The organism is Capnocytophaga canis (genome assembly GCF_000827555.1).
Classification (GTDB): domain Bacteria; phylum Bacteroidota; class Bacteroidia; order Flavobacteriales; family Flavobacteriaceae; genus Capnocytophaga; species Capnocytophaga canis.
Genome location: NZ_CDOI01000113.1, coordinates 21,972 through 35,234, shown reverse-complemented (window position 1 = coordinate 35,234; position 13,263 = coordinate 21,972). Strand labels below are relative to the sequence as shown.

Here is a 13,263-nt window from a genome sequence, read left to right as displayed (position 1 = left end):
AGAAACCCCCTACCACTACCGAAGCTATTGAAGAGCAAACCTATTTTGACTACGGAACATTATTGGTAGCGATGGTAAAATCGGGGGTGGAGTTGGCTTTTGAAGTAATGACCGAATCAGGCATAAAAGCCGAATCAGCATATTATGAATCACTACACGAATTGCCTCTGATTGCCAACACTATAGCTCGTAAAAAATTATACGAAATGAATAAAACCATTTCCGACACTGCCGAATACGGCTGCTATCTGTTTGACCACGAATGCCGACCGCTCATTGCTACCTATATCGACGGATTAGAAAACAATGTAATCGGGCGTCATTTCACTGTCTCAAACCAAATCGACAATATTGATTTAATTCAGGTAAACAAATCCATAGCCTCACACCCCATCGAAGTAATTGGAGCACATTTAAGGGGTTATATGACTGATATGAAGCGAATAAAATAGTTGGAGTTATTTGTTTAATTTTCGTATTCTGTTTTTTCCTTCAGATACCACTTTGATTGATGGCAAACAAAGTCAAGCGTTTTTGGAGCAAACCTAAAAATATCTTGATAAAAATGTCATTGAAAAGCAGGTGGACGAGTTGGTGAAGGCGAAAAAATATACCACAAAAATAAGGTGAGGCTATAGATATCGATACTCATCCTTTTGAAAAAGGATACTTTGGAAAAAGAATAAAGCAGTCTAATCCAAGAGTAGAGGTATATGAATTAAAAATAAACCCTAATGATGAGAGCTTTTATTTATGGAATTCAACTGAAAATCGTTTTGTCCAATTTGAAAATATATCAGAAAATATGTTGCAAGATGGTAAATGCGTATTGGTGCCTAAAAACTCTATTTATAGGATTTATGATAAACCTGAGTTTTTAAGACAAAATATTTTAAAAGAAGCAAGGACACAATTAACAACAGCTCAGCAAAATGGTTTAAAAGTCGAATGGTTAGTTTCAGATGAAATCGCAAAAGAACATCTACAAAGGTTTTTTAATGAAAATAAAATAGATATAATAGTAAAATATTTAGTAGAATGAAAAAAATAGAAGATAATCTTTTTGAAAAATATTATAGTCTAATAGATTATGACAGGTGGTCTATAAATAAAGATTTAATTAAAGATAATTTGATTAAAAAGTCATTAGATAATTTTATTCTGTTAAAGTATTATAGTGAACTTTTTAACGAAATAAATACTTTAAATATTTATTACAATAAATATTTTTGGTATTCAAAAATGAAATTCGACTATATCAATAAATATGGAAAAGATGATTTAAACTTTGAACAGGGACAATTTAAATTAATAGAAGAAGGAGAACAATATGAAAATGTCGATTGGAGTATAATTGAAGATATACATAAACAATTTGAAACTTAGTTGTCATTATCGACAAATATGGTTTTGAGCTGGTTTACAAAAGCATAAACGACATACAAGCCAATGAATTTCACGTAGCCACCTCTATTGATGGCAAACAAAGCCAAGAATTTTTGGAGTAAACCCAAAAAATCTTGATAAAAAAGCCTCTCCTTTAAAAATCTCCAAATTAGCTCCCTAAGGTTGCTTCGAACAATAGATTTTTTCTACACTCCATTCTGACTTTTTTACGCTTTGTCTCTAATACCAATGGAACTTTATAAAAATAACTATAAATCAGAATATTAACGCAAATACAATATATCTAAGTAATAAATTAAAAAAAATCAATTTTATCAAAAAAATATGGAAGTAACAACATACATACCACAAGTTCAAGAAGTACAAAAAGCAATGCTACGGATAAAATCTGTGATAAATACCACACCGCTTTCAAAAAGTGTGCGATTAAGCAATTTATTCGGAGCTGAAATTTATTTTAAAAGAGAAGATTTACAACAAGTACGTTCTTATAAAATACGAGGAGCGTACAACAAAATCAGCTCCCTTTCCGAGCAAGACAAACAACAAGGAATCGTCTGTGCGAGTGCCGGAAATCACGCACAAGGTGTGGCACTTTCTTGCCAAATATTAAATATCAAAGGTGATATTTATATGCCTGTAACTACTCCACAACAAAAAATTGAACAAGTACAAATGTTTGGCGGAGAGAACGTTACCATAGTTTTGGAAGGCGATACTTTTGATGATTCCAACAATGCCGCAATAAAATTTGCAACAGAAAACGCAAAAACGTTCGTCCCTCCTTTTGACGATGAAAAAGTCATTGAAGGACAAGCCACTATTGGGCTAGAAATTCTCGACCAAGCTAACGAACCGATTGATTATGTGTTTGTTCCCATAGGTGGTGGCGGACTTTCAGCAGGGCTTTCTTCCGTATTTAAAACGCTTTCTCCACAAACGAAAATCATTGGAGTTGAACCCTTAGGTGCCCCCTCAATGAAAGAAGCGTTGAAAGCAGGAAAACCTGTGGAACTCACTGAAATTGACAAGTTTGTAGATGGTGCTTCGGTAAAGAAAGTGGGCAGTTTAAATTTTGAAATCTGTAACCGATTTTTAGATGATGTTGTGCTTGTACCCGAGGGAAAAGTATGTCAAACCATCTTGGATCTGTACAACCGCGATGCTATTGTAGTGGAACCTGCAGGGGCGTTATCAATTTCCGCTCTGGATTTCTATAAAGAAAAAATTAAGGGTAAAAAAGTGGTTTGTGTTATCAGCGGAAGCAATAATGACATCACCCGAACGGCAGAAATTAAGGAACGTGCCTTGCTTTATGCCAATTTAAAGCATTATTTCATCGTTCGATTTCCGCAACGTGCCGGTGCATTGAAAGAATTTGTGGTTGAAATACTCGGAAAAACAGATGATATTACCTATTTTGAATACTCCAAAAAGCACAATCGCGAAAACGGACCTGCCGTAGTAGGCATCGAACTTAAAAATGAAGCTGACCTTCAACCACTTATCGACCGGATGAAACAACGCAACTTCTATGGAGATTACCTAAACAACAAACCCGATTTATTTCAGTTTTTAGTGTGATATAGTTAATACGTATATTTAGCGTTGTTAAACTTAAAATCCCCGAATTTTGATTTTTGAAGCAAAATTCGGGGATTTTATAAATAACCTTTTGAAGTTAATAACAAAAGGATTTTTGATTTCAAATTTTATAGTTCTTTAAATACTGCATGCATTAAACGTCTCTTGTCGTTGATAACTTCCTCCAAGGAAATCATGCTCTCAGTACGAGCTACTCCTTCAATTTCATCAATCATATAGATAACCTCTTTGGTGTGTTTTGGATCTCTGGTGCGAATCTTACAAAAAAGGTTGTATTTTCCGGTGGTTACGTGAGCTACGGTTACATAAGGTATTTTTTCCAATCGTTCCAAGACGAATTGTGTTTGATGATTTTTTTCCAGATAAATACCGATGTAGGAGACAAACGTATACCCAAGTCTATCATAATCAACAGTTAAAGTAGAGCCTTTAATGAGTCCTGTTTCCTCCATTTTACGTACACGTACGTGAACTGTTCCTGCGGAGATATCTAACTTTTTAGCGATATCAGTGAAAGGAGTTCGCGTATTTTCAATTAACATATCTAAAATTTGGTGGTCTATTTCATCTAACTTAAATCTGCCCATTTGTATTATAAATTAATTTCACCCGCAAAATAAATATTTTTTTTCATATTCTCAAAATATATAGCAATTTTTTTTCATATAAAATTTATTTATGCAATTTTAAAACCAAAATCACGTAAATTCAATTCTTTTTCTATATCTTTTTTAGAAATGGGTTTTGTGAAGAAATCGGATAATTTTCGTTCTTGATGTCCGTAATGATTTGATAAATCTTCAATCATAGCAATGTAAGGTTCGAAATGAATTTCGTTGTTTTTCAGAGTTTCCTTAAATAAAATTCCAATATGGTTATTATCTCCGTAAAAATCATCACGTATTAAAATATCAAAGAAAAGTTTATCATTTTCAGGAATTGTGAAATATGGTTTATAATATTTTCCGGTAACTTCATTTTGGTTGATATATGCCAAGGCTTCGAGTATGGATAGTGAGATGTATTTTCGAGTTTGTTCTCGTGCATAATCATTTTGGTAATGTCCTGATTCAAAGAGTATTGTAGGGGTTCCTAAGGAAGTATACATATCTCCTGTGCAATTGAGATTAAAGCTATCGTCAAAGCGTCCTACTTGGTTTGGAATTTTTGTCTGTAACATAGCATTCATTACTCCGATAACCTCCATTGCTTTTTTGCGAGTATGGTTTATTTCACGAGCTCCGTTGTAAGAAGGTGCTAAGAATGAGACCGTTGCGGGATTTTGAGTTTTCCCTGCACTGAAAATAGTACGTTGATCGTGTAAATTGAAACAAAAATCGGGCTGTACCAATTTATATGCTTTTCTAAGGCACTGGCTTTCGGGTTGAGACAAATCGTAAGCATCCCGATTCAAATCAATTTCATTGGCATTCATCCGATTGTAAACTTCAGCTCCATCGGGATTTAATATCGGGATAAAAAACATGCTGATATTTTCCAATTCTGAAGGGTTTTGTGTCATATAGTTCAACACATCAAACAAAGCCTTAGTCGTAGTGGATTCATTGCCATGCATTTGTGACCATATCAAAATTTTCGTTCTTCCGTTTCCTTTTTGATATAATGAAATAGAATTTCCTTGCACTGATTTTCCTAACAATATTTTGTTTTCAAAGGTATGTTTTTCTAATAAAGGCTTAATCATTGATGAAGTGATGTAACGTCCAAAAAGTTTCGGTTCTTTGTAGTTTGTATATTCCATTTGTAGATTGTTTACAAAAGTTAATTCTCCTATTTTCTCGATTGTATTTAATTTATAACCAAGCCATAGCCCTATGACAAATGTCTGAATGCCTCCAAAAATGAATGTTCCTATTATTAAGAGTAAAATAGCAGTTAATACATCGTTAGTGTCCAATGTTCTATCGAAAACTGAGACTATTACTAAGCATAACCACCCCGCAAGTAGCATTGTTAGCAATAGCAAAAACTGAAAAACGATTCCGAAAAGGATACGTATGGAATCGTATCTCTCCCATGGAAACTTTTCTCCTAATTGATATCCAACCCAATACGTAGTTACAATCGCTATGAATATAGGAAGGATCAATTGATTGTCTAATGATCGTATTCCAAAAGCAAACAAGGTCAAAAAAGCGAAATAAAACTCCAGAAATATGGCTATGAAAATATATTTAGTAGCGGGTTTTAATGACATGAGTTTAATCTTTTACTTTGGAAACAAACTTTTTCGTCCAATAGTTTTCGTGATAATATCTTTTTCAATATTCCATCCTCGAGCAGGACTATATTCTCTTCCGTATAGAATGATTTGTATATGCAATTTATTCCATTTTTCTTCAGGGAATAAGCGTTTTGCATCTTTTTCCGTCTGTGTGACATTTTTTCCGTTCGAAAGTCCCCATCGATACATAAGTCTATGAATATGTGTATCCACAGGGAATGCAGGGACTCCGAAGGCTTGAGACATGACCACACTGGCGGTTTTATGCCCCACTGCGGGTAAGGCTTCCAGATCTTCAAAATTCTGAGGGACTTCACCATTATGTTTATCAATCAGAATATGTGAAAGTTCATAAATTCCTTTTGATTTTGCAGGAGATAATCCCACAGGTTTGATAATTTCACGTATTTCTTCTACCGAAAGTTTTATCATATCATACGGATTATCAGCTTTTTGGAAGAGTAGGGGAGTGATTGTATTCACACGAGCATCTGTGCTTTGAGCCGAAAGCAACACAGCAATTAGTAGCGTATAAGGATCTTTATGGTCAAGAGGAATCGAAACCTTCGGATATATTTCCTCCAATGTGTCGATAACAAAAGCCACTTTTTCAGTTTTTTTCATTTTGAATATTATTTTTGCAAATATACAGAACTAATTGAAAATTTTAGCTTTATGGGTGAAAAGTATAACAACTTTGTTGAACTATTTATGGTAATTTTAAACTTTTTAAACTCAAAAATTCAATAAATTTTGTATCTTTGGCGGTAAACAAGATTTTGAATATATGAAAAATAGCTATTTATTGTTTTTGGTATTGCTGTGCTTTTATTCGTGTGATAACAAACCTATTTCTCAAGAGCAAAATATTAATTACCAACATCTTACTGATTTTGTAAATCCATTCATTGGGACAGATGGCCCAGGAAATACTTATCCTGGGGCTACTGTACCTTTTGGAATGGTGCAACTTAGTCCCGATATAGGAATTCCAGGTTGGGATAGAATTGCAGGGTATTTCTATCAAGATAGTATTATTACAGGATTTTCTCATACGCATCTTTCTGGAACAGGAGCGGGTGACTTGTATGATATCTTAGTGATGCCTACGAATAGTCGCTTCGACGAGCGTATTGCTGAAAATTCCTACAAACCTTTTTCTAAATTTAGCCATCAACAGGAATATGCCACAGCAGGATATTATACCGTTGATTTACAAAGTTTTGGAATCAAAGCAGAACTTACTTCTACAGAAAGAGTAGGCATCCACCGGTATACTTTTCCAAAAGATAAAAATACTAAAATTACCATAGATTTAGGTTTTGCAATGAATTGGGATGCTCCTACCGATACACATATTAATGTAGTAAATGATTCAATAATAGAGGGTTATAGAAAATCTACTGGTTGGGCAAAAGACCAACGTATTTATTTCGTAATGCAGTTTTCTAAGCCTTTTTCAAAGTATATCCTTTTTAATGATGAAAAAGAGGTTGAAAATCCAACAAAAGGGAAAAATACGCGTATAGAGTTGCATTATTCAACTGAAAAAGATGAACAAATTGTGATTAAAACAGCTCTTTCTACAGCCGATATTACAGGAGCCTATGCCTCGATGAATGCCGAGGCATTCCATTTCGATTTTGATCAATACCGTTCTGAAGCTCAACAGAAGTGGGAAAAACAGTTGAGAAAAATACAAATAGAAACTGATGATATTAATAAGAAAACAATTTTTTACACGATGATGTATCAATCCATGCTAGCTCCTACGCTAATTAGTGACCCCAACGGAAACTATAAAGGGGCAGATGGTAATGTACAGAAAGCGAATAATTATAAACGATACGATACTTTTTCACTTTGGGATACATTTCGTGCGACACATCCTCTCTTTACAATGATTCATACTGAAAGAATGAATGATTTCATACAATCATTACTGGCTCATTATCAGGAAACAGGTAGACTACCCGTATGGTCGATGCAAGGAAATGAAACTAATATGATGATAGGATATCACGCCGTACCAGTGCTCGTTGATGCTTACTTCAAAGGATTTCCAATGGATAAAGAATTGCTTTATAAAGCTTGTTATGAAAGTGCGATGGTTGATGAGCGTCAGATTGATTTATACAAAAAATATGGTTACGTTCCTATCGATGGTCATCATGAAAATTGGTCAGTTTCAAAAACAGTGGAGTATGCTTACGATGATTGGTGTATTGCTATGTTGGCAAAAGATTTAGGTAAAGATTATGAATTATTTGCTAAAAGAGCAAAAAGTTGGAAAAATCACTACGATCCAAAATCAACTTTTCTTCGACCTAAAGACCAAAAAGGAAAATTCGTAAGCGATTTTATACCCAAAGAATACACACCATATTTTTGTGAAAGTAATGCTTGGCATTATTTCTGGTTTGTGCCTCAAAATATTCCGGAGCTAATCAAAAGTGTAGGTAGCGAAGAGCGTTTTGAACAGAAGTTAGATTCGATGTTTTCGTATTACCCACTCCCTGAGGACAAATTACCAATTTTTAGTACCGGAATGATAGGACAATACGCTCACGGCAACGAGCCGAGCCACCATGTAGGGTATTTGTATAATTACGTTAAAAAACCATCCAAAACACAGGAAATTATCCGTCAAATACTCAAAACACAATACAAAAACGAACCTGCGGGGCATTGTGGTAATGAAGATTGTGGACAGATGTCTGCTTGGTTTGTATTCAGTTCCTTAGGGTTTTATCCCGTGAATCCTGCTCAAGGAGTATATCTTTTTGGTACCCCTTATTTTCAAGAATCAAAAATACAAGTAGCTGAAAATAAATATTTTGAGATAAAAGCAACTAATTTTTCAGAAGAAAATAAATATATCAAAGCCATTTATTTGAATGGAAAACCTTATAAAAAACTGTACATCAGTCATAAAGATATTATGGCAGGTGGTGAACTTATGTTTGACATGAGTAATATACCTAATGATGTTGGACTTGGTAGTTATGAATTGCCTGAGGTTAATAAAGTGTATTAATTTTCAAAACGTTACCTAAACGTATGATAAGAAAAACGAAATTTTGTAAATTTTGTTTGGGTCCATACTCTACAATGTTTAGGTTATACGAAGAAGGAGGCAATAAACTTTACAGCATCAGGAAGTTTGAATATATCCTTTTTATATAACACAATTAAATCCTAAAAATAAGGAGAGAATATGTTATCTTTTTTCTTTCTCTGTATCAAAAATTACTTTTTTCTGCTTAAAATATCCAAAAAAGAAAAATCCAACAGTTTGGATAAAACTGTTGGATTTTTTTGTTCTTAATTTAATTTTTAGAAAAAATGAAGATTTTACAAATGTTCTTTATTTAATCTTCTTCCAATGAATCTTCAGGGATTTCCAATCCGTCAGTGTTCAAATCATCATCACTTGAAGCATCAAAATCATCATCTTCATCAAAGTTTTCCATTGAATCAGCTAAACGTGTGCTTACTTTTACCAAATAGATGGTGTCTTCAGTACGCACTTCTAATGCTTCTACAGTTTCGTTCTTTGCATTCTTAAAACGAATCACATCATCATCCCCATATCCGTCAGGATATTTTTCTACTAACATTGATAGAATTTCACTTGTAAGTTTCTTATAATCAACTATTACTCGTTTCATATTGATATTTTTCTTTTCCGAGGGCTAATGTACTTTAAATTTTAGAATTACAAAACAGAAAATCATTTTTTTTCTTGACAATTTAAATATTTTAACCTTATTTTGGAAGTGTAGTAATCTGTTTATTTTTTAGAAAACAATCGTACTACTTCTCCAATCCAAAGTACCAAACTTGTTGATAGTATGATTATTATCCAGTCTACTAATTTTAAAGGTGTCACGTTAAACATAACACCCCCAAAAGTCGTTATTAATACTTGTCCCAAAATGATGATTACAGCAATAAATAAAAAACCTTTATTATTAGCTAAGTTATTAAACGCGCTTTTACCTGTATGATGTGCTTTGGCGTTGAACATGTTCCAGAATTGCAACATCACAAAGATGGAAAAGAACAACGATAATTCATATGCTGAAAGTCCACTTTCCACTTGGTTAAAATTAAAGAAATTTACAAAGTAATCTTTTACAGAAAATTCCGTAAGAGTGTAAATATCAGTATGTTTAAAGTATTGAACAAAGCCAAAAAGTAATAAAACAAACAGAATTCCCACTCCGAATATGATTTTAGCCATCGCAGGAGTGATTATGTTTGATTTACGCTCTCTCGGCTTTTCTTTCATGACGCTACTGCTTGGAGGTAAAGATGCTAAAGCCAAGGCAGCAAAGGTATCCATAATCAAATTAACCCAAAGCATCTGTGTCACTGTCAAAGGAGATTCTGTTCCTAAAAATGCTCCAATTAATACAATTAAACAAGCTACTACATTGATTGTCAATTGGAAAAGAATAAATCGTTGAATATTCAGATAGAGAGAACGTCCCCACATAACGGCTTTTCCAATACTAGTAAATGAGTTGTCTAGAATAGTAATATCGCTGGCTTCCTTAGCAACTGAAGTTCCATCACCCATTGAAAGACCTACTTGAGCAGCCTTAAGTGCAGGGGCATCGTTTGTACCATCTCCAGTAACGGCAACTACTTCGTTTCTTTGTTGTAATAGGTTTACCAATCGAGCTTTATCAAGGGGTCTGGCTCGTGAAATCACACGTATATGGGGTAATTTTTTACTTAATTCATCGTCAGAAAGGGTAGCAAAATCAGTTCCTGAAATATGGTTTTGCTCATTGCAAGTTTCGTCCCATAAACCTATTTGACGAGCAATTTCCTTGGCAGTTCCTGGTGTGTCACCTGTAACGATTTTCACCTGAATTCCAGCTCCCATACATTCTTCAATGGCAGCAGGAACATCTTCACGAACAGGATCACTAATAGCAGTTATGCCAATGAAATTCAATCCCTTAACTGTTAATTTTCCGTTTTCCGAAATGATTGAATTTTCGTTGTCAATTACTTTATAGGCAAAACCTATTGTTCGCATTGCCTGTGATTGATACTGCTCTAATTTGCTCTCAAAATCGGCACGATGAATCTCTGAAAGGAATTCATTATTAGAGTCATAACAGAAATCCATTACTATTTCAGGAGCTCCTTTGACGTACAAAATTATTTTATTTAGAACTGGTGATTTTACCAAAGTTGCCATATATTTCCTTTCCGTAGAGAATGTCAATTGATTGACAATCGGAGTATTCTCACGAATGGGAAGGTAGTTTGTACCTTGTCCATCCAACCATAGTAATAAAGCTCCTTCGGTTGGATTTCCTAACACTTGTGGTTTTTCCTTGTCTGAAAAGTCTAAATAAGCTGTGGAATTGACCGCCATTGACTCGGATATAAGTTGCTTTCCTTCTAGTTCAGATGAAAATTTATTAAAGAAAATATCGTAAATTTTCATCTGATTTTGAGTCAGCGTTCCCGTTTTGTCGGTACAAATCACAGTGGTTGCTCCCATTGTTTCACAAGCGTGCATTTTTCTAACCAAGTTATTGGTTTTCATCATACTACGCATACTGTATGCCAAACTAAGGGTAACACTCATAGGCAGCCCTTCGGGAACGGCTACCACTATGATGGTAATAGCAATCATTAGGGTATTTAAAGCATATCCCCAGAAATGGATCCATTCGATTTGTGAATTAGCAGAATTCGAGAAAAATACTACAAATCTGCCAATAATCACAAGTAAAGCAATGCCATAACTCAATTTAGTAATAATCCCTGCTAATTTGTTAAGCTGTTCATTAAGAGGCGTTTTTATTGAGTTATCAATTTGTACACCTTCAAATACTTTTCCATATTCGGTGCGGTCTCCTACTTGTGAAACTTTAAAAATTCCATGTCCGTCAACTACCGATGTACCTCGGCAAACGTAGTTAGATGGGTAGGTAGCCTCCGACTCAAATTCCTCAGGATTTGTTGTTTTATAAACCATCGGTTCTCCTGTCAATGATGATTCATTGATTTGTAATGAAATAGCTTCTAATAGTTCGCCATCTGCAGGCACCTCTTCACCTGTTTCTAAAATGATAATATCTCCAACAACGATGTCATTCTTCAGCACTTGCGTAACTTTTTCATTACGAATAACTTTGTATAAAATCTCATCATTTACTTGGTTTAATATTTTAAATTGTCTATTAGCCTTTACCTCAAAATAGAAAGCTACACCTGTAGCCAAGAATACGGCAAAAAGTATCCCAATAGGTTCTAAAAAAACGTGTCCTCCTTTGTCATGGGCTATAAACTCATAACAAGATACCCCAAAAGAAGCCACCAAAGCGACTAATAAAATCATAATGATTGGGTCGGAAAACTTTTCTAAGAATTGTTTCCATAAAGGTTCTGTTTCTACTGATGTGAGAGTGTTGTTTCCAAATTTCTGACGACTCTCAAGTACCTGAGCATCGGAAAGCCCTTGATAGTGATTTTTTTGTGTCATTTCTGTATTAAATTGAGTGCAAAGATAGATTTTATATGTTAAAAAAATAGTTAATTGTCTGGTGAAATTAAGAAATAAAAAAGAGGTACCCTTTTTGGGGTAACCTCTTAGCAAAAAGGTATGGAATTTTTTATAATTTATTTTTTCCTATTTTATGTCCCGCCATACCGTAATACAATATGAACAAGAAACAAGGTAAGCAAATCCAATAAGCATTTTGCATTCCGTAGCTATCTTTTAACCATCCGAAAACGTATGGAATTACAGCTCCCCCTGCAATTGCCATAGTTAAAAGAGAAGCTCCTGTTTTGGTAAAATTTCCTAATCCATCCATTGCCAAAGGCCAAATAGCAGGCCACATAAGTGAGCATCCAATTGCTATTAAAATAATTAATGAAACGGTAAGGTTCAGTTGTAATCCAAAAAAACTAAAGAAAATATCAGTTGGAGTTATACATACTAAAATGGAACCAATGATAGCTATTAAAGAACAAATTTTTAAAGCCGTAGATTGTGAAATATATTTAGGAATTAAAATTACTCCCGAAATGTACCCAATAACCATTCCTATAGGAGAAATCCATGCATATATCTCAGCATTTTCAATACTTAATGATTTTGCGAAATCAATCAGGGAAGATAATGCTACTGTTTCAACTCCTACATAAAAAAACAAGGCTAAAACTCCCAATAATAGGTAAGGAAAATCGAAGACAGAATTTTTACCGTTATCGCGAATTTGTGTAGTATCAACGGTTTCTTCTTCTCCTTGTGCTTTTACTTCAGGAAGAGGAGCAAAGAAACTTAATATCCCTAAAAATAAAAATACAGCTATCAAAATATAAAAAGGAGTATTCAGGTCTGCGATAGCTATTTTATCAACTTCTTTTCCTATAATCCAAACTAAGAATAAAGCAGGAATAGGCCACGCTAATTTATTACAAATCCCCATTATACTGATACGTTTTGCTGCACTTTCAATAGGGCCTAAAATGGTAGTGTATGGATTTACAGAGGCTTGTAAAAAGGCATTTGCTGTACCGCTTACGAAAGAGGCTATTAAAAAGAGCATAAAACTTTCAATTTTAGCCGATGGAATAAAAAGTACGAAAGCTAAAGCAAAAAGGAAGAAAGAAAAAGCCATCGTTTTTTTATAACCGATTTTTTTTATCAGTATTGAAGCTGGATACCCAAAAATCAAAAACGGAATAAAGGTAGCCGCAACAATTAAGTATCCCTGTCCTTCAGGAGTGATTTTTTTCAAAACAGGAATTAGGATTCCATTAATCCCCAAAGCGAATCCAATGGAGAAAAACATAAGCCCGATGAACGCTAACGGGACTAAGAAACTTTTTGTAGAACTGTTTGTCTGCATACTATTTTAAATTGGTTAATATTAAATGATATTTTATAAATTCAGACGCCTAAATTACAAAAAAACTTACAAACCAAAAACTTATTTCTTGATAAAAATATACTCCTAATAAAAAGC

At 34.0% G+C, this 13,263-nt stretch carries 10 protein-coding genes and 1 pseudogene; 5 read left to right on the top strand and 6 right to left on the bottom strand.

The features are described from left to right. From CCAND38_RS03385 to ilvA, 4 genes and pseudogenes are all read left to right on the top strand, one after another. Positions 1 to 452 (top strand): annotated as a pseudogene (locus CCAND38_RS03385) (ketol-acid reductoisomerase); the annotation flags it as partial. 353 nt (positions 453 to 805) lie between these two features. Continuing rightward, on the top strand, positions 806 to 1,042 hold the full coding sequence (locus tag CCAND38_RS03380; protein ID WP_013996711.1) for a hypothetical protein: 237 nt from the start codon (positions 806 to 808) through the stop codon (positions 1,040 to 1,042). Continuing rightward, the gene (locus tag CCAND38_RS03375) at positions 1,039 to 1,386 is read left to right on the top strand and encodes a hypothetical protein (RefSeq protein WP_013996710.1); all 348 of its coding nucleotides are present in this window, start codon (positions 1,039 to 1,041) and stop codon (positions 1,384 to 1,386) included. The genes CCAND38_RS03380 and CCAND38_RS03375 overlap by 4 nt, the downstream gene beginning before the upstream one ends. 345 nt (positions 1,387 to 1,731) lie before the next feature. Beyond that, on the top strand, positions 1,732 to 2,991 hold the full coding sequence (ilvA, locus tag CCAND38_RS03370; protein ID WP_013996708.1) for a threonine ammonia-lyase IlvA: 1,260 nt from the start codon (positions 1,732 to 1,734) through the stop codon (positions 2,989 to 2,991). Positions 2,992 to 3,119: 128 nt separating this feature from the next. Here the strand turns inward: ilvA and CCAND38_RS03365 are convergent, their stop codons facing one another. The 3 genes from CCAND38_RS03365 to CCAND38_RS03355 all read right to left on the bottom strand — a co-directional run bounded on the left by CCAND38_RS03365 (position 3,120) and on the right by CCAND38_RS03355 (position 5,881). Continuing rightward, positions 3,120 to 3,599 (bottom strand): Lrp/AsnC family transcriptional regulator, encoded by a 480-nt coding sequence (locus CCAND38_RS03365; protein ID WP_042008552.1) that lies wholly within the window; start codon positions 3,597 to 3,599, stop codon positions 3,120 to 3,122. 89 nt (positions 3,600 to 3,688) lie between these two features. After that, positions 3,689 to 4,774, bottom strand: coding sequence for a DUF2817 domain-containing protein (locus CCAND38_RS03360; protein WP_042343884.1), 1,086 nt, complete (start codon positions 4,772 to 4,774; stop codon positions 3,689 to 3,691). Positions 4,775 to 5,242: 468 nt separating this feature from the next. After that, entirely contained in the window at positions 5,243 to 5,881 is a 639-nt protein-coding gene (locus CCAND38_RS03355; protein WP_042343882.1) for an endonuclease III domain-containing protein, read from the bottom strand. Between the two features lie 163 nt (positions 5,882 to 6,044). Here CCAND38_RS03355 and CCAND38_RS03350 point away from each other — a divergent pair, with 163 nt between their 5' ends. Continuing rightward, a complete protein-coding gene (locus CCAND38_RS03350) occupies positions 6,045 to 8,294 on the top strand; it encodes a GH92 family glycosyl hydrolase (protein WP_042343881.1) in 2,250 nt (749 codons plus the stop codon). Positions 8,295 to 8,628: 334 nt separating this feature from the next. Here the strand turns inward: CCAND38_RS03350 and CCAND38_RS03345 are convergent, their stop codons facing one another. The 3 genes from CCAND38_RS03345 to CCAND38_RS03335 all read right to left on the bottom strand — a co-directional run bounded on the left by CCAND38_RS03345 (position 8,629) and on the right by CCAND38_RS03335 (position 13,146). Continuing rightward, positions 8,629 to 8,928: a hypothetical protein gene (locus CCAND38_RS03345; protein WP_042008555.1), complete on the bottom strand. Its 300-nt coding sequence runs from the start codon at positions 8,926 to 8,928 to the stop codon at positions 8,629 to 8,631. A 122-nt stretch (positions 8,929 to 9,050) separates the two neighbouring features. Beyond that, complete coding sequence (locus tag CCAND38_RS03340) at positions 9,051 to 11,771, bottom strand: calcium-translocating P-type ATPase, PMCA-type (protein ID WP_042343880.1); 2,721 nt, start codon at positions 11,769 to 11,771, stop codon at positions 9,051 to 9,053. Between the two features lie 130 nt (positions 11,772 to 11,901). Next, the gene (locus CCAND38_RS03335) at positions 11,902 to 13,146 is read right to left on the bottom strand and encodes an MFS transporter (RefSeq protein WP_197063219.1); all 1,245 of its coding nucleotides are present in this window, start codon (positions 13,144 to 13,146) and stop codon (positions 11,902 to 11,904) included. Positions 13,147 to 13,263: the final 117 nt, after the last annotated feature.

Bases quoted from the DNA above. Each gene is read 5' to 3' on its own strand.
- CCAND38_RS03365 (WP_042008552.1), bottom strand. From the start codon at position 3,599: ATGGGCAGATTTAAGTTAGATGAAATAGACCACCAAATTTTAGATATG.
- CCAND38_RS03355 (WP_042343882.1), bottom strand. From the start codon at position 5,881: ATGAAAAAAACTGAAAAAGTGGCTTTTGTTATCGACACATTGGAGGAA.
- CCAND38_RS03335 (WP_197063219.1), bottom strand. From the start codon at position 13,146: ATGCAGACAAACAGTTCTACAAAAAGTTTCTTAGTCCCGTTAGCGTTC.
- CCAND38_RS03345 (WP_042008555.1), bottom strand. From the start codon at position 8,928: ATGAAACGAGTAATAGTTGATTATAAGAAACTTACAAGTGAAATTCTA.
- CCAND38_RS03340 (WP_042343880.1), bottom strand. From the start codon at position 11,771: ATGACACAAAAAAATCACTATCAAGGGCTTTCCGATGCTCAGGTACTT.
- CCAND38_RS03380 (WP_013996711.1), top strand. From the start codon at position 806: ATGTTGCAAGATGGTAAATGCGTATTGGTGCCTAAAAACTCTATTTAT.
- CCAND38_RS03350 (WP_042343881.1), top strand. From the start codon at position 6,045: ATGAAAAATAGCTATTTATTGTTTTTGGTATTGCTGTGCTTTTATTCG.
- CCAND38_RS03360 (WP_042343884.1), bottom strand. From the start codon at position 4,774: ATGGAATATACAAACTACAAAGAACCGAAACTTTTTGGACGTTACATC.
- CCAND38_RS03375 (WP_013996710.1), top strand. From the start codon at position 1,039: ATGAAAAAAATAGAAGATAATCTTTTTGAAAAATATTATAGTCTAATA.
- ilvA (WP_013996708.1), top strand. From the start codon at position 1,732: ATGGAAGTAACAACATACATACCACAAGTTCAAGAAGTACAAAAAGCA.